The sequence below is a fragment of the Devosia sp. GW821-FHT12F11 genome, assembly GCF_058806655.1.
In genome coordinates this window covers 363,924-383,163 of record NZ_JBXAPX010000004.1, presented here as the reverse complement: position 1 = coordinate 383,163, position 19,240 = coordinate 363,924, and the positions used below count along the sequence as shown (strand labels likewise).

Below are 19,240 nucleotides of genomic sequence, written 5' to 3'. Positions count from 1 at the left end.
CTGCTCGAGTTGTTACTCGGCCGCCTGTGCTGCGACGAGCCCACCCTGTTGCTCGATGAAGCCGATGATCTCGTCGAGGTTCTCGCGGCGCAGCAGGTCGGCGAAGACGTAAGGACGGCCTTCGCGCACCTTGATGGTGTCGGCCTCCATCACCTCGAGGCTGGCGTTCACATACTGTGCGATATCAGTGTGGGTGACGATCAGGAGGTCCGAGCGGGTGATGGCCGGGCCGCCCTTGCGAGGGATCTTTTCGCCCTGCGCCACCGAGATGACGTAGAGCGTGATGTCGGCCAGATCGGGCGAGAAGGTCGCGGCGAGATTGTCGCCGCCGGACTCGATCAGGATGATGTCGAGGTCGGGGAATTTGCGGTTGAGGTCGGCGATGGCCGCGAGGTTCAGCGAGGCGTCCTCGCGGATAGCGGTGTGCGGGCAGCCACCGGTTTCGACGCCGACGATGCGGTCCTCGGAAATCGCCTGCACCCGGTTGAGGATCAGCGCGTCTTCCTTGGTGTAGATGTCGTTGGTGACCACCGCCATCGAGTAGCGGTCACGCATGGCTTTCAGCAGCATTTCGCAGAGCGTGGTCTTGCCGGAGCCGACGGGGCCACCGATGCCGACGCGGAGGGGACCGTTGAGCGATTTCATATGAGCCTCATGATGACGAGGAGGAGGTAGCCGACGCCGAGCGCCAGGCAGAGCGGCGAGTAGTTCTTGCGGTCGAGCGTGGCGAATGGCTCGACCGAGAAGGTGGCGCGCCAGCGCTCGGTGTAGCCGATGGCGCCGCGGCCGAGGAACACGGCGGCGAGCAGGACGCCGATCAGCGTCAGCCACCAGCCGCCGGCGGTATGATCGGCGAGCGAAAGCGCCAGCACGCCGGCGGCGAGCACCAGTAGCGAGATGATGAACGAGGCAAGCTTGGGTACCCTGACAACGCCGGGCTTGCCGATCACAGTGCGCGCCAGCAGTTCCGGATCGCGGATCGGCCAGCGGCTGCCGATCGACCACAGGAAGTGGGCAATTGCCACCGCCAGCAGCACGACGAAGATCAGGGCGGCAATCAGCATGCTCATGAACGGAAAATCCTCGGTTCCAGCGTCTCGTGGCGCATCTGCGCGATATCGGCGGCGTAGGCGATTGCGCCGAGGTCGGCAAGCGTCGCTTTAGCCGCGGAAGCCGCGAGCGCGGCGACGCGCGGCTCGAGCGCCGCGAGGACGCTGAGGCCGTCCGATTGGCCGAGCGGCACCAGACGGACGGCGACCGAGATCTGGCTGTGCACGGTGGCGGTCAGCCAGGCGAGGAGGGTGTCGATGAGCTCGATATCGTGCGCGGCGGCGATGGCGCCGACGGCGACGGGGTAGGGGCAGGGCTGTGACAGGCGGGCGAGGATGCCGGCCGGCCAATGTTTGGCGGCGAGCACGTAATTGTCGCCGGTGATGGTGGCTTCCAGCCAGCGCTCGCGGCTGGCGGTCAGCGCGAGACTGAGGTCGGCGAGGCCGGCGAGCTCGGTACGTGTGGCCTCCTCCCTCCCGACCTCCCCCACAAGGGGGGAGGTGTCTGTCGGTGCTTGTGGCACGGCAGCAGCCAGAGCCTCGAACTGCACCTCCCCCCTTGTGGGGGAGGTTGGGAGGGGGGAGGCCCCAGACTCGGTTTCCCGAACCACCCGCCATGCATGCGCCAGCAGGATCGCGTCCGTGCGAATACCGCCATGAGCCAGCGCGCCTTCGATCCAGTTCTGCAAGCGTTCGGAATCGGTTACGCGACGATCTGCAATCGCCGTCTCAAGGCCGGCCGACCAAGCAAACGCCCCCACCGGAAAGGCGGGTGAGAGCCAGGTGATGAGTTTCTGCAGTGCAGCGGGATCGGTCATCGGTTGAGCAAGGCGTGTGCCGGCTCGCCATGGCTGTGCGCATAGGCGCCCTCCTCGGGATGGAACGGCTCCGAGATGTCGGTGACGCTGGCGCCAAGGCCGCGCAGCATGTCGCCGATCACGTGGTCGCGCAGGATCAGCACCCGATCGTCCTCGATCTGGGTTTTGAGGTGGCGGTTGCCGAGGTGCCAGCAGAGCCGCATCAGGTGGATGCGGTCGCGGCCGCGAACCTCGTAAAGTGGCTCCTCGCCGGCGATGATTTCGATCAGGCGACCATCATCAAGCTCGAGCATCGAGCGGTCGGCGAGGGTGACGGGCTCGGGAAAATCGACCAGCACGTTGTCGCCGTGCACCAGGGTCAGCATGCGGCGGCGCACGCGGCGCTCGTCATGCAGCAAAATGGCGAGATCGAAGGGGGTACCGGCTGCGCCTGTCGGCAAATAGCCAACCGCGCGAAAGGTCTGCGGCATCGTCAAAACTACCAAGTCTTCGAGGCTTCCCAACCTTGCGGTCAGCTTAGCCGGTCAGCCGCGGGTTTCAAAGTAGAAGCCGATCGACCAGGCCTGATAAATCAGGTGGGTCACCACGAAGGCGAGGTGAAAGCGCCGGTTCGGCGTCCAGATGGCGATGGCCGAGAGCACCAACCCGAAGGGGATCTGCGCGATGTAGAGCAGGTCCATCGCCTGGAAGTACGGCGCGCCCTTGATCAGCGTGTCGGTCAGGTCGAGCAGAAAGGTCAGCCCGAAGATGCCGAAGAACCAGTGCCGGCGTTTGATGAAGAAATCTTCGTAGCCGTCATATTCGCTGAGGTTGTCCGGGAACAGCAGGGCGGCGAGCGCGAACAGCGTCACCGCGTAGCCGATCAGGAAGATGAAGATGCCGAAATTCCAGCTCGGCAGACGCGCCAAGTCGTATTCCCACCACCAGAACAGGATCAGCTCGACGCTCATCGATACCACCCAGAGCAGGTGGATGAGCGACAGCCTGGCGCGCTTGGGGTGCTGGATCAGGCCCGCCGCGCCCATCAGCAGGCGGGTCAGGCCCAGGCCGATGACCGTACCCATGACGATTCGCACATGGACGAACACATCGTGGGCGGTGCCTGTGTCCATCGCGACCTCAGGGGGTGTTGCTGACTTCCGAGCAGCTGACCGGGGTTTGCGGATCGGCCATCAGGTCGGTGAGGGTGGCCTCGCTGCCCTTGGTCCAGAACTCGTACTGGCCGGCGACATACTTGGCGCCCGAGGCGGCCATGACGTTGACGAACACCAGCTTTTCCGGGCCCACCGGCACGATGGCGATGAAGTTCGGCTTGGCGTTGATGAAATCCACCGCGAAGGGCTCAAGGCCCTCGCACTGATACTGGTGGGTGGTGCGCTCGAAATCGCCGGCGAGGTTCAGCACCACCTGGGCCGAGACATCGACGTTCTGCATCATGGCGGCAGTGGCTAGAGCTTCCATCGTCTGGTCCTCCTCGGAACTGGCTGAGCCTACCCGATTCGCTGTGGCGGATTTCAGTCGGCTTCCGCCGGGACCGGAAGGGCCGAGGCCCGGCGATGCCGCAGCACCAGCAGGGCGAGGCTCAGCAGCGCGCTGAGCGACAGCCCGGCCGCTACCCACAGCGCCGCATCGCTGCCCGGGCCGGCGAGGATCGCGGCAAACAGCGGTGGCGCACAGGCGAAGCTGAGGTTGAGCGGCAGCGCCAGCATCGAGGAAGCGCGGGCGTAAGCGGCAGGCGGGAACAGATCGAGCGGCATGGTCGAACGGGCGACGGCCAAGACGCCGCTCGAAAGCCCATAGACCGCGACGAAGGCAATAGCCGCCGGCGCGCCTGTTCCAACGATCAGCACGGCAAAGCTGAGCGGCAGCGCGGCGGCGGCGAGCAGCCCGACCAGCATCCAGCCGGCGAAATAGCTCCATGGCGCGGTCGCGCTGGCGATCGTCGCCAGACCAAGCGCCGCAACGGCGGTGCTCGAGGTCATCACCAGCCGCGCCCCGAAGCGCTCGAACAGGCGAAGGAAGGGCACCGCCGCAGCCGCCATCACCACCAGCATTACCGTCGGGCCGGCCATCACCGCCGGGTAGGGCAGGCCCAGCGTCTCGGCCATGGCGCTGCCGGTGATCGCCGGCAGGTTGAAGGTCATGCCCCAGCACACCGCCTGGGCGAGGGCAAAGGCGGCAATCGCCAGCGGCAGGCGAGGAGGAGACTCGGACATCATTGGCTCAGCGGAAATCGGCCACCAATCACGGCGAGATTTCAGCCGTGTGACAGGAGCCTAGGCCGTCTCCAGCGTATTGGGGCGGGGCTGGTAGCCATCGATATCGGCGTAGCCATATTCGAGGGCGAGGTCGGCGCTGGTGAAGACGCGCCCGGATTTCTGCAGCAGCGCTGGGTCGGCGGCGAGGTGAGCGACGGCGCGGCCCTGGAACTCCGGACTTTCGGAGTTCGACATATCGAAATACTGGGCGTTCTTCAGCACCTCCTCGGTGCGAACGAGGCCGGGATAGAGCGCGATGGCGGCGACGTCGAACTCGCGCATCTGGTGGGCGACATCGGCTGCCAGCTTGTCCATGGCAGCCTTGGAGACGCCGTAGACGACGTTCTGCATGAACTTCTGCGCCGCCCAGAACGAGATGTTGACGATCAGGCCCGAGCGCTGCCGCGCCATCGCCTCGGTGGCGACCCGGATGGCGCACCAGGAGGAGCGCACCCCGACGCCGATCATGGCGTCCCAGCGCCACATCGGCTGCTGCCAGATCGGATCGACCCAGGTGAAGCGGTTATCCTCCACCATGCGCTCGTAGCCGGGCCAGGCGGAGTTGACGAGAATATCGAGCCGGCCCTCATCGGCCAACACGCGATGCACCACCGCCTCGGTCTCGACGTCATAGGCATGGTCGACCCGGTGGGCGACGCAGCGGCCTGGGTACTTGCCGGATTCATCGAGCACCGAGGCCAGCGAGCCAGCCCGGTCGAGCCCGTCAGGATGTTCGCCGTTCCGCACTGTGCGCCCGGTGATGTGCACCGTCGCCCCGGCCTCCAGCAGCCCCAGCGCCACGCCGCGTCCAACCCCGCGGCTGGCCCCGGTAACGAGGCAGACCTTGCCCGTGAGATCGACCCCCATGCTGTTCTCCCCGACTCAACAAGGAGAACGTAGCATGAACAATGGTAGGCGGCGCTAGAACAGAAAATACCGCTGTGCCATCGGCAGCAAGGTGGCTGGTTCGCAGGTCAGCAGTTCGCCATCTGCCCGCACTTCATAGGTTTCGGGGTCGACGTCGATATGCGGAGTGGCCGAATTGTGGATCATCGAGGCTTTGCTGATGCCGCCCCGGGTGTTTTCGACCGGCAGCATGCCCTTGGCGACGCCGAGTGTCTTTTGCAGGCCGTTGTCGTAGGCGGCCTGGCTGATGAAGGTGACCGAGGAGTTGGTTCTCAGTTTGCCATAGGCGCCGAACATCGGGCGGTAGTGCATCGGCTGCGGGGTGGGGATCGAGGCGTTCGGGTCGCCCATCGGGGCGGCGGCGATTGAGCCACCCATGATCACCATTTCGGGCTTCACGCCGAAGAAGGCCGGCGTCCACATCACCAGGTCGGCGCGCTTGCCCACTTCCACCGAGCCGATATGGCGGCTCAGGCCCTGCGCGATGGCCGGGTTGATGGTGTATTTGGCGATGAAGCGTTTGACCCGGAAATTGTCGTTGTCGCCGGTCTCCTCGGGGAGCCGCCCGCGCTGGCGCTTCATCTTGTCGGCGGTCTGCCAGGTGCGGATGATCACTTCGCCGACGCGGCCCATGGCCTGGCTGTCGGACGAGATCATCGAGAAGGCGCCGATATCGTGGAGGATATCTTCCGCCGCGATGGTCTCCTTGCGGATGCGGCTCTCGGCGAAGGCGACGTCCTCGGCAATGGCGGGGCTCAGATGGTGGCAGACCATCAGCATGTCGAGATGCTCAGCCAGCGTGTTGACCGTGTAGGGACGCGTCGGGTTGGTGGAGGAGGGGAGCACGTTGGGCAGGCTCGCCACCTTGATGATATCGGGAGCATGGCCGCCGCCGGCGCCCTCGGTGTGGAAGGCGTGGATGGTGCGACCCTTGAAGGCGCGCACGGTGTCTTCGACAAAGCCGGATTCGTTCAGCGTGTCGGTGTGGATCATCACCTGCACGTCGTAGGCATCGGCGACGGCGAGGCAGTTGTCGATCGTCGCAGGTGTGGTGCCCCAATCCTCATGCAGCTTCAGCGACGAAGCGCCGGCGAGGATCATCTCCTCGAGCGGCGCCGGCAGCGAGGCGTTGCCTTTGCCGGCAAGCCCAAGGTTCATCGGGAAGGCGTCAAAACTCTCGATCATCCGGTGGATGTGCCAGGCGCCGGTGCAGGTGGTGGCCAGCGTGCCATGCGCCGGGCCGGTGCCGCCGCCGATCATCGTGGTTATGCCCGACATCAGGGCTTCTTCGATCTGCTGCGGGGCGATGAAATGGATATGCGCATCCATGCCGCCGGCAGTGATGATGCGGCCTTCCGAGGCGATCACCTCGGTCGATGGCCCGATGATGATGTCGACATTGGGCTGGGTGTCGGGGTTCCCAGCCTTGCCGATGGCGTGGATCCGCCCGTCACGCAGGCCGATATCGGCCTTGTAGATGCCGGTGTGGTCGATGATCAGCGCATTGGTGATCACCGTATCGACGGCGCCGGCGGCGCGGGTGATCTGGCTTTGGCCCATGCCGTCGCGGATCACCTTGCCGCCGCCGAACTTCACCTCTTCACCATAGGTGGTGAGGTCCTTTTCGACCTCGATGAACAGCTCCGTATCGGCCAGCCGCACCCGGTCACCGGTGGTCGGCCCATACATCTGGGCGTAGGTCGAGCGGGAGATGCGAGCGGGCATGATGGTCCTTCCAGGCGAAGCAGAGGACGCATTTGAACCGCCTAATAGTTAGGCTGTCCAGCCGTGTGACGCGAAAATCGGCAGGAATGATGCTCTCAGCTTCGTCTTATGAGCCTGACCGTCATCAGCGGGTGCCATGCACCGCCGTCGCGTTGCTCCCAGCGTCCAGTCAGCGTGTGCCTGTCGGCGCTGAAACTGCCATCAAAGCGCTGATCGCGGCCGATGATGCGCCACCGGTCACCGTTCAACTCAGCGGTGAAGTCGTTGATGCTGCCGTCGGCGTCGTAGCTACGGGTGACATAGCCCGGGCTGTCCGCGTCCAGCGAGATGATTTCCATCGACAGGATGTGCTGGTCGTCGATCTCGGCGTCGACGTCGTGCAGCAGGAAATGGCCGTTCGCCATCCAGCCGTAGGTATCGGTCGCGTTCGAGATAGCGCCCTCTACCCCGTCCTGGTCGAGCAGCGTGATTGTGGTGTCCCAGGTGCCGACGAACACGTCGAGGAGGCGCAGGCGCTCCTGCTTGGCCTTCTGCATATCACTGTCTCCGTACCATTTAACATATCTGTTATTTAACGTTCGCGTTAAATGGTGTTCGAGCGGAGTTGTCAAGGCACCGTACCTGGCGGGTCGGGCGTCCTGGATCAGTGCGGCTTGGGTGTTGCCGCCTGGGCCTTGCGGTAGGCGGCGATGAGGAAGCCGAGCATCTCGTCGAGCAGGCCATCGCCAGCGCGGATTTCGGGGTCGACCTGGGTGCGGGCGATCAGCGAGATGGCGAGCACCTGGATGGCGTAGGCATGCTTGGCCTTGCCTTCACGATGGAAGTCGTTGCCCTGCTTCTGGAAATCGCCGAGCAGCTTGTCATAGACCTGGCGCGCCATACTGGCCTTGTAGGCGGCCCAGCTGGGCTGGCTGGCGCGATCGACGAGGCGTGCCGCGAGGCTGCCGATCAGGAACATCGCCTCGGGATCTTTGCCGCCATTGCTGCGCAAGTCCTCCAGCACGGCCACGAAGCGCTCCTTGAAATCTTCTTCTTTGCTGGCCATCGCCGTCCTGCCCATTGAAAACGGCGCATCCCTAGCCGAAATCTCTGGCGATTGCCAAAGCTCTGTGGCGCTCTGTCCGGATTTTGCCACAGCCCGCTGTTTTATTGGCGCTACCTGTTTGGAGGCTCACATGAAATCCCGATTCGTCGCCGCGCTCGCCGTCACCTTGGCTGTGGCCGCGCCCCAGTTCGCCTATGCGCAGAACATGGATATCGTCCAGATCATCTCGGGGATCGGCGGAAGCGAATTCCTGCACGCTGCCGGTCGGGCCGACAGCGCCGCGGGTCTGCGCGTCGTGCGTCTCTCCAGCCTCGCCGGGGCGGAGATGAATGCGGACCTGCTGGCCCGGTCGCTCGAGATCAAGCAGCGCGACGTGGGGTACCTGCAGGGCAACCTGGTGATCAACCCGCTGGCGATGAGCGCCATCCGCAATTCCGGCGTCAGCCTGGGCCAGATCGTTTCGATCGATCTCGCGGGCGACGGCGGCGGGGTCCTCTACGCCGACGATCTCTGATCGTAGGGTTTCGCACGATCTCTGATCGTAAGGTTTCGCACGATCTCTGAGGGCGGGTTCCCGTCCAGGACGCGCAAAATAGTGTGAACGGGCAAAGGGAAACCTCTGCCCGCTTCATGCGTCTCTCCAGTGTGGTTTTATGACCAATGGAGATAAAAGATGTTGAATCTCAAGGCTATTGCTGTTGCCGCTGCTCTCACGCTTTCGACTGCCGGCTTGGGCATGGCAGCGGAAGGGAGCGCGATGGACGCGTTGACCTCGGCGACGACGGTCAGCTTCAAGACCGTGACCGCTGCCGAGCTCAATCCTCTGAGCCCGGGCTATGAAGAGGTCGATCTCGACTCGCTGAAGGCCCGTATCCAGGGCAGCCCGGGGCTGCTCGCCCAGCTCGAGAGCTTCGGCGCGTCGCTTGACGATGTGGTGGGCATCACCGGTACCGATGCGACCGACGTGACCATCCTGGTTCAGGGCTAACCGCTCCCTGTTCCAGACGAAAAGGCCGGGCTCAATGCCCGGCCTTTTCGCGTCCGGAAGCGCCCGCGCTAGAGCTTGCCCATCACCTTCTGCTGGAAGCCGTAGACGATGCGGTTGCCCGAGAGCGGCACCAGCCGCACCTCGCGAGCCTGGCCCGGCTCGAAGCGCACCGCGGTGCCGGCGGCGATATCGAGCCGCATGCCGCGGGCCTTTTCGCGGTCGAAGCTGAGGCCGGCATTGGTTTCGTAGAAGTGGTAATGCGAGCCGACCTGGATCGGGCGGTCGCCGGTATTGGCGACTTCGATGGTGATCTGCGGCGCGCCGACATTGAGCTCGATGTCGCCGGGGACGGTGGTGATTTCGCCTGGGATGAGAGCCATGTCGCTTACCGGATCGGTTCGTGGACGGTGACGAGCTTGGTGCCGTCGGGGAAGGTGGCTTCGACCTGCACGTCGTGGATCATCTCGGCAATGCCTTCCATTACCTGGGCGCGGCTCACCACATGGGCGCCCGCTTCCATCAGGTCGGCGACCGAGCGGCCATCGCGGGCGCCTTCGACGACGTAGTCGGTGATCAGCGCGATGGCCTCGGGGTGGTTGAGCTTCACGCCGCGCTCGAGGCGCCTGCGGGCCACGATGGCAGCCATGGCGATGAGCAGCTTGTCTTTCTCGCGGGGCGTCAGGTTCATGCGGGAGTTCCTACAGGAGTGTCGTGCGTGGGGCACTGGATCCCCGCTTTCGCGGGGATGACGGCGGTGGTGTTGGCACAGGCTCGTGCCACAACCGCGGTGTCATTCCCGCGAAAGCGGGAATCCATGGCGCCGCTGGCGCAGGCGGAGAGATGGATTCCGGCCTGCGCCGGGATGACATCGGTGGAGAAGGAAGCCATGCGATTCATGCTCACAAATGCCACAGGCGGGGCAGGGTACCGGCGCCGGATAGCTTTGCGATTATTGGGGTGATGATGCGCCGCAGCGCAAGCCCTGAGGGCGCCATGGCGCGGACGACGAGGCGTTCGCCGATGACGCTGGCCGCGGTCTCGCCGGTGATGAGGGCGCGGACCGGATCGAGCTTTCGTTCCGCATCGGCGCCGACATAGAGCAGGGTGGCGAAGGCGCCGGCGCCGGCCAGCAGCGACAGGCCATCGCGCTCGAGCGGATCTGTGCTCAGCCGCGTCGCTTCGGCATGGAGCAGCCGGCCGCCGCGGCGGATGCGCCAGTTATCCGAAAGCCGGGCGCCGCGGGCGGTTTCGCCCATGGCCTCACGGCCGAGAATGATCGCCTCGATGGCGAAGAAACTGGCATCGGGAGCGAGGTCGACCTCAAGGCTGCGGTTGAGCCGGCCGCTTTCGTAAAGGATCGTTTCCTGCGGCAGCCAGTCGAGATGCGCGCCGGCGCCGACCTCGAGCCTGGTGCTGACGCGGGCGTCGTCACCGAGCGAGCGATAGACCCGCTCGCAGGCCTGGGTGGTGAGCACCATCCTGGCGCCGGGCGCTGCCTTGGCTTCCCAGCTCACCTCGTCACCGCCGGTCAGCCCGCCGGCGGTATTGATCAGTACCGCCTGGAGGCTCGGGTCATGCGTGTGCGGCAGGCGGATCTTGGCGCAACCCTCCTGGTACAGGGTGGTCAGCCGGGTGCGGCCATCGAGCACCTGGGTGGCGATGCGGCCGGTGCCGCGAGCGCGCTGGTGGCGGATGGTCGGGGAGATGGCGTTCATGGACTAGCCCATGAGGACAGGCCAGTGCGGGAAGAGCACCCCCACCCCTGTCCCCTCCCCGCAAGGGGGAGGGAGACGCCAACACAGCGATCTGTGAGAGACGAAGACTTGCGAGCGCACGTCTCCTCCCCCCTTGCGGGGGAGGGACAGGGTGGGGGGTACTCTTCCCGCACCAAACTCTCAGACAGCCCCACGCTCACACCATCAGATGCCGGCGCACTTCGGGCAGGTCGAGGTCGGCGGCGGGGCCGGAATGCATGATTTCACCGCGGTCCATGATGTAGATGTCGTCGGCGATCTCGCGGCAGAAGTCCAGGTATTGCTCGACCAGCAGGATGGTCATGCCCTTCTGGTCGCGCAGGAACTGCAGCGCCCGGCCGATATCCTTGATGATCGAGGGCTGGATGCCCTCCGTCGGCTCGTCGAGCACCAGCACCTTGGGTCGCGTCACCAGGGCGCGACCAATGGCGAGTTGCTGCTGCTGTCCGCCCGAGAGGTCGCCGCCGCGGCGGCCGAGCATGGATTTGAGGATCGGGAACAGCTCGTAGATGTAGTCCGGCACGTTGCGTTCGGCCGCCTTCAGCGGCGCGTAGCCGGTTTCGAGGTTCTCCTTCACCGTCAGCAGCGGGAAGATTTCGCGGCCCTGCGGCACGTAGCCGATGCCGAGCCGGGCCCGCTTGTAGGGAGGCGCCTTCTTCAGCACCTCGTCGTTGAAGACGATCTCGCCCGAGGAGATGTTGTTGATGCCGGTGACGGCGCGCAGCGTCGAAGATTTGCCGACGCCGTTGCGGCCGAGCACGGCGGTGATCCGTCCGGGTTTCACCTCGATCGAGATGCCGCGCAACGCCTGCGCCGCACCGTAATGGAGGCCGATGTCACGGATCGAGAGGGCGGTGGTCATCTGTTCTGCTCCGGGCCCAGTGCCGTGCGCAGCGTCACGAGGGTCAGCTTCTGGTTGTGGTCGCCGGCTTCGCCGAGGCTGGCGATGGTCTCTGCCATGGTAACGAGATCGGCGCGCTCTTCGCGCGTCAGCTTCTGCCGCCACAGCGGCTTGAAGCGGCGGACGACATCGCGGGCGTCGGCGACGTCGCGGGCCGCCCATTGCGCATAGGAGACTACTTCGTCGAGGTCGGCATCCGCGACGATCCGGCTGATTTCCTCGCGAATCCTGGGTTCGGCAAGATGCAGGGCATCACGCTTCTCATTGGCGAGCGCGTGGAGGAACACCGCTGCAGCAAGCGCTGGGTCTTCGATCGAGGCGAGCGCCGAACCCTCGGCCTTCTTCCTGAAGTTGTTCATCCGGATGCGGCCCTGGACCCGCCCGACCACGCTTCCGACGTCGTCGACCACCTCCTTGGCCGCCTTGACGCGCCAGTACCAAACACCCGCGGCAGCAATGATGCCGACAACAATTGCCAGAATATGCATTCCACTATCCCCAAGCCGCACGTTTGGTCGCGCGATCGCCGGGGATATTGAATAGGTGCGGAGGTTACTGCAACTGACCATCATCGCCCGAGATAACGTTCGATGACGACCGGATTGGCGCTCACCTGGTCGAGCGAGCCTTCGGCCAGCACCGAGCCCTCGGCGAGGCAAGTGACGCGCGTGCCGAGTTCGCGCACGAAGCTCATGTCGTGCTCGACCACCACCACCGAGCGGGTCTTGGCGATCTGTTTGAGCAGCTTTGCCGTTTCGACGGTTTCGGCGTCGGTCATGCCGGCGACCGGCTCGTCGACCAGTAGCAGCTTTGGGTCCTGCGCCAGCAGCATGCCGATCTCCAGCCACTGCTTCTGGCCGTGGCTAAGGTCGGCGGCGAGTTCGTTCTTGCGCCCGGTGAGGCGGACGGTTTCGAGGATTTCCTCGATGCGGGCCTTGTCTTCGGCGCTCTCGGAATAGAGCAAGGCGGCGAGCACGCTGCGCGGCTTCTTCAGCGCCAGCACCAGGTTGTCCCAGATGGTGTGGCTCTCGAACACGGTCGGCTTCTGGAACTTGCGGCCAATGCCGAGATTGGCGATCGACGCTTCGTCGAGCTTGGTGAGGTCGGTGCGGCCGTCGAAATACACCTCGCCATCATCGGGCCGGGTCTTGCCGGTGATAATGTCCATCATGGTGGTCTTGCCGGCGCCGTTCGGGCCGATGATCGCCAGCATCTCGCCCGGGTGGACGATGATCGAGAGATGGTTCAACGCCTTGAAGCCGTCGAAGGAGACGGAGACGCCGTTGAGATAGAGCATGGTGCCGGATTTGTCGGTCATTCGGCGGGCTCCGGCACAGGCTTGGGCTGCGGCAGGGTGGATGGATCCTCGCCGGCTTCGGCTGCCGAGCTCGCCTCCTTACCCTTGCGGGGGCGAAGCTTCTGGAACAGCCCGACAATGCCCTTGGGCATGAAGAGGGTGACGAAGATGAACAGGCCACCGAGGCAGTAGAGCCAGAAATCGGGGAAGGCGCCGGTGAACACCGATTTGCCGGCATTGACCAGCACCGCGCCGATGATCGGGCCGATCAGCGTGCCGCGGCCACCGACGGCGACCCAGATCACCGCTTCGATCGAATTGGCAGGGTCGAACTCGCCTGGGTTGATGATGCCGACCTGTGGCGTGTAGAGCGCGCCGGCGATGCCGGCCAGTACGGCCGACACCACGAAGGCGAAGAGTTTGACGTTCTCCGGGCGCCAGCCGAGGAAGCGGGTGCGGCTTTCGCCATCGCGCACCGCCACCATCACCCTGCCCAGCTTCGAATTGACGATGGCCGAGCAGATGATCACCGCCAACGCCAGGGCCAGCGCCGAGGCGGCGAACAGCGCGGCGCGGGTGGTGGCGGCCTGCACGTTGAAGCCCAGGATGTCCTTGAAGTCGGTGAGCCCGTTATTGCCGCCGAGCCCCAGATCGTTGCGGAAGAAGGCCAGCAGCAAGGCATAAGTCATCGCCTGGGTGATGATCGAGAGGTAGACGCCGGTGACGCGGCTGCGGAAGGCGAACCAGCCGAAGGCGAAGGCCAGCAGGCCCGGCACGAACAGCACCATCAGGAAGGCGAACCACCACAGGTCAAAGCCGTGCCAGAACCAGGGCAGGTCCTTGTAGTTGAGGAACACCATGAAATCGGGCAGCACCGGATTGGCGTAGACGCCGCGCGCCCCGATCTGGCGCATCAGGTACATGCCCATGGCATAAGCGCCGAGCGCAAAGAACGCGGCGTGGCCAAGCGAGAGAATGCCGCAATAGCCCCAGACCAGATCGAGCGCGAGCGCCAGCAGCGCATAGTTCAGGTACTTGCCGAGCAGCGGCACCATGTAGTTGGGCAAATGCAGCGGGTTGCCTTCGGGGATCGCCAGGTTGGCGACCGGAATGGCGATGGCGATGAAAACCAGCGCCACGACCAGCCAGATGGCCTTCTTGTCGAGGGCGCGGAACAGCATTTGGGTCAGCATGAATACGCTCCAGGGCCGCGCTCCCCTCCCCCTTGAGGGGAGGGGCTGGGGGTGGGGGTGGTGCGGTGATCACCGATGGACCCCCACCCTCGGTCCCTCCCCTCAAGGGGGAGGGAGGCGACGACGGATGGATCGGAAGCGTGCCTCCTCATGATTCAATCGCCCGGCCCTTGAGCGCGAACAGCCCTCTTGGTCGCCGCTGGATGAACAGGATGATGAGGATCAGGATGGCGATCTTGGCCAGCACCGCCCCGGCATAGGGCTCGAGGAACTTGTTGGCGACGCCGAGCGACAGCGCGCCGATCAGCGTGCCCCACAGGTTTCCGACGCCGCCGAACACCACCACCATGAAGCTGTCGATGATGTAGCCCTGGCCGAGATTGGGCGAGACATTGTCGATCTGGCTCAGCGCCACGCCGGCCATTCCGGCAATGCCGGAGCCCAGCCCGAAGGTCATGGCATCGACGAACGGGGTGCGGATGCCCATGGCCGAGGCCATGCGGCGGTTCTGCGTCACTGCCCGCATCTGCAGGCCCAGCGGCGTGCGGTTGAGGATGATCTGCAGTGCGATGAACACCGCGATGGCAAAGACGATGATCCAGAGCCGGTTCCAGGTGAAGCTCAGGTTCCACAATTCGAACGTGCCGCTCATCCACTGCGGCGGCTGCACCAGTTTGTTGGTGGGGCCGAAAATGGTACGGACCAGCTGCTGCAGCACCAGGGACAGACCCCAGGTGGCGAGCAGGGTTTCGAGCGGCCGGCCGTAAAGCCAGCGGATGATGCCGCGTTCGATGCCGATGCCGACCAGCGCAGTAATCAGGAAGGCGGCGGGGACGGCGAAGGCGAGGGAGTACTCCATCAGCCCCGGCGCCACCGACTGGATCACCAGCTGCGTGACATAGGTGGTGTAGGCCCCCAGCATCACCATCTCGCCATGCGCCATGTTGATGACGCCCATGACGCCGAAGGTGATGGCGAGGCCGATGGCGGCGAGCAGCAGAACCGAGCTCAGCGAGAGACCGTAGAGCAGGTTCTGGCCGACGTCCCAGACGGCGAGGGTGCGGCCGATCGAGTCGATGCCGGTCTGGATCGTCGGCTTCAGCTCGTCGGGCGCAGTGTCGAGCGTGTTGCGCAGCACGGTCTGGGCGGCGCGGTTGTTCTGCGCCACGACCAGATCGACGGCGGCGCGCTTGTCTTCCAGCGAGGCATCGGTCTTCAAGACGATGACGGCGCGCGCCATCTGCATGGTGCTCTTGATGCCGGTATCCGCCTCGGTTGATATCGCCTGGTCGAGCAGTTCGAGCATTGCCGGATCGGCGTTCTTCAACACGCTCTGCGCTGCCGACAGCCGGGTCGGCTGGTCGGGACTCAGGAGCGTCAGCTTGCCGATGGCGGTGCGGATCTTGCCGCGCAGGCCATTGTTGGTCTTGATCTTTTCGAGCTCACCGCTCGGCAGGACGCCGAGATCGGCGCCATCGACCGGGTCCGTCGCCGCCAGCCCGTCGGCGGCCTTGGCGGCGATCACCACTTTGCCGTCGGATTCGCGGATGTAGAGGTTGCCGTCGCTCAGTGCCTGCAGCACCGGCGGCACGCGTTCGTCGCCGGTGGCGACAAGTACATCCATCGCCTTGGTGCGGTCGGCAAAGCTGCCGGGGCCAAGCGCATTGATTTGCGCGGCAAGGTCCGACTGTGCCAGCGCGGGCAGGGGGGCGAGAGCTACAGCGAGCAGGAAGGCAATCAGAGTAAGGAATCGGGTGGCCATCGTGGTCGCTCTATCGCCTGGGAAACTGGGGCGTCATCGAGTGGGAGGCGACGGCGGGGAGCCGCCGTCGCCGGATCGTCGCGGACTACATGGCTGCCGGAGCAGCGCCGCAGGTCTTGGTGGCGGTGTCGAAATGGCCGCAACCGGTCAGCGGATCGGTCCAGTCGGCCTCGATGCCCTTGTCTTCCGGCAAGACGTCCGACCAGGCATCGCCCGGCACGTCGCCTTCGGTCTGCCACACGGTTTCGAACTGGCCGTCCGCCTGGATTTCGCCGATCAGCACCGGCTTGGTCAGGTGGTGATTCGGCAGGACCTTGGCAGTGCCACCGGTGAGGTTCGGCACTTCGAGCCCGACGATGGCCTTGAGCACCGCATCGGTATCGGTGGTGCCGGCCTTCTCGACCGCCTGCACCCAGAGCTGGAAGCCGAGATAGGCCGCTTCCATCGGATCGTTGGTGGTGCGCTTGTCGTTGCCGATATAGGCGTGCCAGTTCTTGATGAACTCGGCATTGGCCTCGTTTTCCACCGACTGGAAGTAGTTCCAGGCGGCGAGGTGACCGACGAGGGCCGAGGTGTCCATGCCGGCGAGTTCTTCTTCACCGACCGAGAAGGCGACGACCGGGATGTCCTCGGCCGAGATGCCCTGGTTGCCCAGTTCCTTGTAGAACGGCACGTTGGCGTCGCCGTTGATGGTCGAGACCACGGCGGTCTTCTTGCCGGCGGAGCCGAATTCCTTGATGGCGGCGACTTCGGTCTGCCAGTCGGAGAAGCCGAACGGGGTGTAGTTGATCTTGATGTCTTCAGGCGCCACGCCCTTGTCCTTGAGGTACTGCTCGAGGATCTTGTTGGTGGTGCGCGGGTAGACGTAGTCGGTGGCTTCGAGCACCCAGCGCTTCACCGAGCCGCCTTCCTCGCTCATCAGGTAGTCGACGGCGGGGATGGCCTGCTGGTTCGGCGCGGCACCGGTGTAAATGACGTTCTTCTCGGACTCTTCGCCCTCGTACTGCACGGGGTAGAAGAGGATCGAGTTCAGTTCCTTGAACACCGGCAGGACCGATTTGCGCGACGACGAGGTCCAGCAGCCGAACACGGCGGCGACGCCGTTGACGGCGATCAACTCGCGGGCCTTCTCGGCGAACAGCGGCCAGTCGGACGCAGGGTCGACGACGACGGCCTCGAGCTTCTTGCCCAGCACGCCGCCCTTCTTGTTCTGCTCATCGATGAGGAAGAGCATGGTGTCCTTCAGGGTGGTCTCCGAGATCGCCATGGTTCCCGACAGCGAGTGGAGAACGCCCACCTTGATGGTGTCCTGCGCATAAGCAGTAAGAGGCGCGAGCGCCCCGGCAGTCATCGCGACCCCCAGGCCGATACCGGCCATCATGCGACTAATACCTGTCATACTTACCTCCGACAGTTTGGTTGTTTGCACCGGAGAGGAAGTTGCAATCGCCGTGCCAGCGCCGAAAACCGCTGCCAAGCCTCTGACTCTGCTGCGCTCTTTCGACGCCCGGCGGTTTCGCGCGACGGAACGGATGCATACCGGTCGGCTTGCTCTGCCGGTTCTCTGGGCAGCCTCATTAGTGGTTGCTTAAGAATTGTGCAGCGCTTCGGGCTGCATCGGAACTGGCCGCCGCCCGGCGCCGCTCCTGGGATGACCGCGGGTTGCAGTCCTGCTAAAAAGTGGCCACCGGAAGTTCGCTTCCGGCAGAGGTTGTTTGCACCAACACCTCGGCCCCGCCCCGGCAACGGCGCGGGGCTTTGCATTTCTGCTACGCCTGATCGTGTCGTCCGTCGCAACCATCCGCCCAGTTCGCCGTTAAGCCAGCAAGTCGCCGTCGAACAGTTCGCGGTGCACAGATATCGGCCGATATTGCGAGGGCTGACGCTCCCTCGTGGTTGACGCCGGTGGGGCGCGGAGCTTCGGCTTCGCGCCTTCTTTGTCTGCGGGGCCGGCAGATTGGCCCGCATCTACGTGTTTGTCGTGATAGCGATAGGTGGCGATACAGTACCGTGTCGCAACCAGTCGTTTTGCCTGAATCAAACGGGCGTGCGCGGACGGTTTGGGCGCGCCGACGAGCAGGCCGCGTATCGCGCGCCGAGGCGGCGATCGCGCTTGTTCATAAGTTGCGGAAAGCTGTCAGCGTGCTGTCATCTTGTGCCGGCAAGTTCCCGTGCCGCCGCTCCGACCGTCACCAAAACACTTCCAAGCATCGAGATATCCGCGCTGCCTGCGGTTTTCGTCCGCCGCACTATCCGCGGCAAGCGCAGGGGTCGGAGTCGATGACTCCCGGCCTACGCGCTGGTGCGTAGGCCGGACCGCAACTTCCGGTGACATTTTGCATTGGACTCAAGCTTCTCGAAAATTGTCTGCGCCATAAGTATCACCACGTATAAGTATACGCAAACGTTCGTCGTAAGTGTCATTGCGTAATCGACGCAATTGACGAAGATGCGGAATATATTGGCCAACCACTCACAAATTGATCAGCTTCCGTTCCCAAGCTTTACAACGGCCTCATACATGCATATTCATCAGCCGACGGGCGGCGGATGAGCGGAGAATGGTCATGAGGAACAATGCATTTGCGGCTCTGGCGACGCTCGCAATCGTCGCAGGTCTGAGTGCAGGCCCCGCTAGTGCAGGGGGCTTGCTAGGTGGGCTCACCGAAACAGTTGGCGGCGTCGTGGGTGGTGTGACCGAAACTGTCGGCGGAGTGGTCGGCGGCGTCACCGGGGGTGGCGGCGGCGGCGGCGGTGGTGGTGGTGGCACTAACGTCGGCGGCCTGCTGTCGCTGAACGACGACGACAACGATGCGCTGGTGAATCTCGACCTCGGCGGCGGCAATAACAACTTGCTGAATGCCGCTGTCGGCAAGGGCAACAACCCCCTGGTCAACGCCAACGTGTCGACGACTGGCCTGCTCAAGAGTACGTCGATTTCGCTCGATCTCGCCGGGCTCGGGCTCGACCTTGATATCGACCTTGGGATTCTCGATCCCGACAATCCGAACAATCCTGGTGGTCCGAACAATCCGGGTGGTCGTCCCGTGCTGGTCGGCAGCCTCGGCGGCGGCGGCACGTTTGTGATCAACTGCACGGTCAACAACACCAAGCAACTGCTGCAGGTGGCGGCGGCCGGCAAGATCAGCGGTGCCGAGATCAAAGCCTGGATGCGCGCCGCCAATGTGCAGGTGGTGCCGATCAAGCTCTGCCCTGCGGCCAAGAAGCAGGTCGCGGCGCTGCTTGCCAAGAGCAAAAAGATCAACCTGCTGCGCCGGGCGGTAATGTCGGATGCGCTGATCACGGCCTCGCTTGGCCGTACCCGCTATGACGCGGGCGACGTGGTCGCGGTGCAGCGCAAAGGGGGCCAGCTGGTAGTCTACGTCTACTGACGCCTGACGCATCGCTGAACTGAGTAAGGGGCGCGACCTTCAGGTCGCGCCCCTTCAGATTCCGTCATTACGTATTCGATCTCCTGCGTCTAAGTGTAAGTTGCTATTATCTGCAGAATGATGGAATCGCGGAATGTGTTCGATAACTGAGC

23 protein-coding genes are annotated in these 19,240 nt (G+C 64.4%); 3 read left to right on the top strand and 20 right to left on the bottom strand.

All coding sequences use genetic code 11. From position 1 onward, the window contains the following. Nucleotides 1–12 precede the first annotated feature (12 nt). From ureG to AC1ROK_RS14645, 11 genes are all read right to left on the bottom strand, one after another. On the bottom strand, nt 13–645 hold the full coding sequence (gene ureG / locus AC1ROK_RS14695) for an urease accessory protein UreG (protein WP_055880290.1): 633 nt from the start codon (nt 643–645) through the stop codon (nt 13–15). Further along, nucleotides 642–1,070, bottom strand: coding sequence for a DUF3995 domain-containing protein (locus AC1ROK_RS14690; protein ID WP_492848102.1), 429 nt, complete (start codon nt 1,068–1,070; stop codon nt 642–644). Before AC1ROK_RS14690 ends, ureG begins: the two co-directional genes overlap by 4 nt. Then, complete coding sequence (locus tag AC1ROK_RS14685; RefSeq protein ID WP_492848100.1) at nt 1,067–1,867, bottom strand: urease accessory protein UreF; 801 nt, start codon at nt 1,865–1,867, stop codon at nt 1,067–1,069. Before AC1ROK_RS14685 ends, AC1ROK_RS14690 begins: the two co-directional genes overlap by 4 nt. Then, nucleotides 1,864–2,337, bottom strand: a complete 474-nt coding sequence (locus AC1ROK_RS14680; protein WP_492848098.1) for an urease accessory protein UreE — start codon at nt 2,335–2,337, stop codon at nt 1,864–1,866. The genes AC1ROK_RS14685 and AC1ROK_RS14680 overlap by 4 nt, the downstream gene beginning before the upstream one ends. A 54-nt stretch (nt 2,338–2,391) precedes the next feature. After that, a complete protein-coding gene (locus tag AC1ROK_RS14675; protein WP_492848096.1) occupies nt 2,392–2,979 on the bottom strand; it encodes a hypothetical protein in 588 nt (195 codons plus the stop codon). Between the two features lie 7 nt (nt 2,980–2,986). After that, on the bottom strand, nt 2,987–3,328 hold the full coding sequence (locus AC1ROK_RS14670; RefSeq protein ID WP_492848094.1) for an MliC family protein: 342 nt from the start codon (nt 3,326–3,328) through the stop codon (nt 2,987–2,989). 53 nt (nt 3,329–3,381) lie between these two features. After that, entirely contained in the window at nt 3,382–4,083 is a 702-nt protein-coding gene (locus AC1ROK_RS14665; protein ID WP_492848092.1) for a hypothetical protein, read from the bottom strand. A gap of 60 nt (nt 4,084–4,143) precedes the next feature. Next, on the bottom strand, nt 4,144–4,992 hold the full coding sequence (locus AC1ROK_RS14660) for an SDR family NAD(P)-dependent oxidoreductase (RefSeq protein ID WP_492848090.1): 849 nt from the start codon (nt 4,990–4,992) through the stop codon (nt 4,144–4,146). A gap of 54 nt (nt 4,993–5,046) precedes the next feature. Beyond that, the gene (ureC, locus tag AC1ROK_RS14655) at nt 5,047–6,756 is read right to left on the bottom strand and encodes an urease subunit alpha (protein WP_492848088.1); all 1,710 of its coding nucleotides are present in this window, start codon (nt 6,754–6,756) and stop codon (nt 5,047–5,049) included. A gap of 95 nt (nt 6,757–6,851) precedes the next feature. Next, nucleotides 6,852–7,292, bottom strand: coding sequence for a DUF1579 family protein (locus AC1ROK_RS14650; RefSeq protein WP_492848086.1), 441 nt, complete (start codon nt 7,290–7,292; stop codon nt 6,852–6,854). 107 nt (nt 7,293–7,399) lie between these two features. Next, a complete protein-coding gene (locus AC1ROK_RS14645) occupies nt 7,400–7,801 on the bottom strand; it encodes a hypothetical protein (RefSeq protein WP_492848084.1) in 402 nt (133 codons plus the stop codon). 130 nt (nt 7,802–7,931) lie between these two features. Here AC1ROK_RS14645 and AC1ROK_RS14640 point away from each other — a divergent pair, with 130 nt between their 5' ends. Together AC1ROK_RS14640 and AC1ROK_RS14635 are read left to right on the top strand one after the other, a co-directional pair. Further along, nucleotides 7,932–8,315, top strand: coding sequence for a hypothetical protein (locus AC1ROK_RS14640; RefSeq protein ID WP_492848082.1), 384 nt, complete (start codon nt 7,932–7,934; stop codon nt 8,313–8,315). 159 nt (nt 8,316–8,474) lie between these two features. Beyond that, nucleotides 8,475–8,789 carry a hypothetical protein gene (locus tag AC1ROK_RS14635; protein WP_492848080.1) on the top strand — a complete coding sequence of 105 codons (315 nt, stop codon included), beginning with the start codon at nt 8,475–8,477 and terminating at the stop codon, nt 8,787–8,789. A gap of 68 nt (nt 8,790–8,857) precedes the next feature. On the opposite strand, the gene AC1ROK_RS14630 is transcribed toward AC1ROK_RS14635, so the two are convergent. From AC1ROK_RS14630 to urtA, 9 genes are all read right to left on the bottom strand, one after another. After that, entirely contained in the window at nt 8,858–9,169 is a 312-nt protein-coding gene (locus AC1ROK_RS14630) for an urease subunit beta (RefSeq protein WP_492848078.1), read from the bottom strand. Nucleotides 9,170–9,174: 5 nt separating this feature from the next. After that, nucleotides 9,175–9,477, bottom strand: a complete 303-nt coding sequence (locus tag AC1ROK_RS14625; protein ID WP_492848076.1) for an urease subunit gamma — start codon at nt 9,475–9,477, stop codon at nt 9,175–9,177. A gap of 211 nt (nt 9,478–9,688) precedes the next feature. Continuing rightward, on the bottom strand, nt 9,689–10,504 hold the full coding sequence (locus tag AC1ROK_RS14620) for an urease accessory protein UreD (RefSeq protein ID WP_492848074.1): 816 nt from the start codon (nt 10,502–10,504) through the stop codon (nt 9,689–9,691). Nucleotides 10,505–10,700: 196 nt separating this feature from the next. After that, a complete protein-coding gene (gene urtE, locus AC1ROK_RS14615) occupies nt 10,701–11,405 on the bottom strand; it encodes an urea ABC transporter ATP-binding subunit UrtE (protein ID WP_492848072.1) in 705 nt (234 codons plus the stop codon). After that, nucleotides 11,402–11,932, bottom strand: coding sequence for a hypothetical protein (locus AC1ROK_RS14610; RefSeq protein ID WP_492848070.1), 531 nt, complete (start codon nt 11,930–11,932; stop codon nt 11,402–11,404). Before AC1ROK_RS14610 ends, urtE begins: the two co-directional genes overlap by 4 nt. Nucleotides 11,933–12,012: 80 nt before the next feature. After that, nucleotides 12,013–12,762 carry an urea ABC transporter ATP-binding protein UrtD gene (urtD, locus tag AC1ROK_RS14605; protein WP_492848069.1) on the bottom strand — a complete coding sequence of 250 codons (750 nt, stop codon included), beginning with the start codon at nt 12,760–12,762 and terminating at the stop codon, nt 12,013–12,015. Next, complete coding sequence (gene urtC, locus AC1ROK_RS14600) at nt 12,759–13,934, bottom strand: urea ABC transporter permease subunit UrtC (protein ID WP_492848067.1); 1,176 nt, start codon at nt 13,932–13,934, stop codon at nt 12,759–12,761. Before urtC ends, urtD begins: the two co-directional genes overlap by 4 nt. Before the next feature lie 148 nt (nt 13,935–14,082). Beyond that, nucleotides 14,083–15,696 carry an urea ABC transporter permease subunit UrtB gene (urtB, locus tag AC1ROK_RS14595; RefSeq protein ID WP_492848065.1) on the bottom strand — a complete coding sequence of 538 codons (1,614 nt, stop codon included), beginning with the start codon at nt 15,694–15,696 and terminating at the stop codon, nt 14,083–14,085. Nucleotides 15,697–15,781: 85 nt separating this feature from the next. Then, a complete protein-coding gene (gene urtA, locus AC1ROK_RS14590; RefSeq protein ID WP_492848063.1) occupies nt 15,782–17,095 on the bottom strand; it encodes an urea ABC transporter substrate-binding protein in 1,314 nt (437 codons plus the stop codon). Between the two features lie 1,294 nt (nt 17,096–18,389). On the opposite strand from urtA, the gene AC1ROK_RS14585 reads away from it, so the two are divergent. Next, nucleotides 18,390–19,088 (top strand): hypothetical protein, encoded by a 699-nt coding sequence (locus AC1ROK_RS14585; protein ID WP_492848061.1) that lies wholly within the window; start codon nt 18,390–18,392, stop codon nt 19,086–19,088. Nucleotides 19,089–19,240: the final 152 nt, after the last annotated feature.

Coding starts and splice junctions, on each gene's coding strand:
- urtB (WP_492848065.1), bottom strand. CDS start 15,696: ATGGCCACCCGATTCCTTACTCTGATTGCCTTCCTGCTCGCTGTAGCT.
- AC1ROK_RS14620 (WP_492848074.1), bottom strand. CDS start 10,504: ATGAACGCCATCTCCCCGACCATCCGCCACCAGCGCGCTCGCGGCACC.
- AC1ROK_RS14650 (WP_492848086.1), bottom strand. CDS start 7,292: ATGCAGAAGGCCAAGCAGGAGCGCCTGCGCCTCCTCGACGTGTTCGTC.
- AC1ROK_RS14635 (WP_492848080.1), top strand. CDS start 8,475: ATGTTGAATCTCAAGGCTATTGCTGTTGCCGCTGCTCTCACGCTTTCG.
- AC1ROK_RS14665 (WP_492848092.1), bottom strand. CDS start 4,083: ATGTCCGAGTCTCCTCCTCGCCTGCCGCTGGCGATTGCCGCCTTTGCC.
- AC1ROK_RS14675 (WP_492848096.1), bottom strand. CDS start 2,979: ATGGACACAGGCACCGCCCACGATGTGTTCGTCCATGTGCGAATCGTC.
- AC1ROK_RS14690 (WP_492848102.1), bottom strand. CDS start 1,070: ATGAGCATGCTGATTGCCGCCCTGATCTTCGTCGTGCTGCTGGCGGTG.
- urtD (WP_492848069.1), bottom strand. CDS start 12,762: ATGACCGACAAATCCGGCACCATGCTCTATCTCAACGGCGTCTCCGTC.
- AC1ROK_RS14640 (WP_492848082.1), top strand. CDS start 7,932: ATGAAATCCCGATTCGTCGCCGCGCTCGCCGTCACCTTGGCTGTGGCC.
- AC1ROK_RS14685 (WP_492848100.1), bottom strand. CDS start 1,867: ATGACCGATCCCGCTGCACTGCAGAAACTCATCACCTGGCTCTCACCC.
- AC1ROK_RS14660 (WP_492848090.1), bottom strand. CDS start 4,992: ATGGGGGTCGATCTCACGGGCAAGGTCTGCCTCGTTACCGGGGCCAGC.
- urtA (WP_492848063.1), bottom strand. CDS start 17,095: ATGACAGGTATTAGTCGCATGATGGCCGGTATCGGCCTGGGGGTCGCG.
- urtC (WP_492848067.1), bottom strand. CDS start 13,934: ATGCTGACCCAAATGCTGTTCCGCGCCCTCGACAAGAAGGCCATCTGG.
- ureG (WP_055880290.1), bottom strand. CDS start 645: ATGAAATCGCTCAACGGTCCCCTCCGCGTCGGCATCGGTGGCCCCGTC.
- AC1ROK_RS14630 (WP_492848078.1), bottom strand. CDS start 9,169: ATGGCTCTCATCCCAGGCGAAATCACCACCGTCCCCGGCGACATCGAG.
- AC1ROK_RS14680 (WP_492848098.1), bottom strand. CDS start 2,337: ATGCCGCAGACCTTTCGCGCGGTTGGCTATTTGCCGACAGGCGCAGCC.
- ureC (WP_492848088.1), bottom strand. CDS start 6,756: ATGCCCGCTCGCATCTCCCGCTCGACCTACGCCCAGATGTATGGGCCG.
- AC1ROK_RS14670 (WP_492848094.1), bottom strand. CDS start 3,328: ATGGAAGCTCTAGCCACTGCCGCCATGATGCAGAACGTCGATGTCTCG.
- AC1ROK_RS14610 (WP_492848070.1), bottom strand. CDS start 11,932: ATGCATATTCTGGCAATTGTTGTCGGCATCATTGCTGCCGCGGGTGTT.
- urtE (WP_492848072.1), bottom strand. CDS start 11,405: ATGACCACCGCCCTCTCGATCCGTGACATCGGCCTCCATTACGGTGCG.
- AC1ROK_RS14645 (WP_492848084.1), bottom strand. CDS start 7,801: ATGGCCAGCAAAGAAGAAGATTTCAAGGAGCGCTTCGTGGCCGTGCTG.
- AC1ROK_RS14625 (WP_492848076.1), bottom strand. CDS start 9,477: ATGAACCTGACGCCCCGCGAGAAAGACAAGCTGCTCATCGCCATGGCT.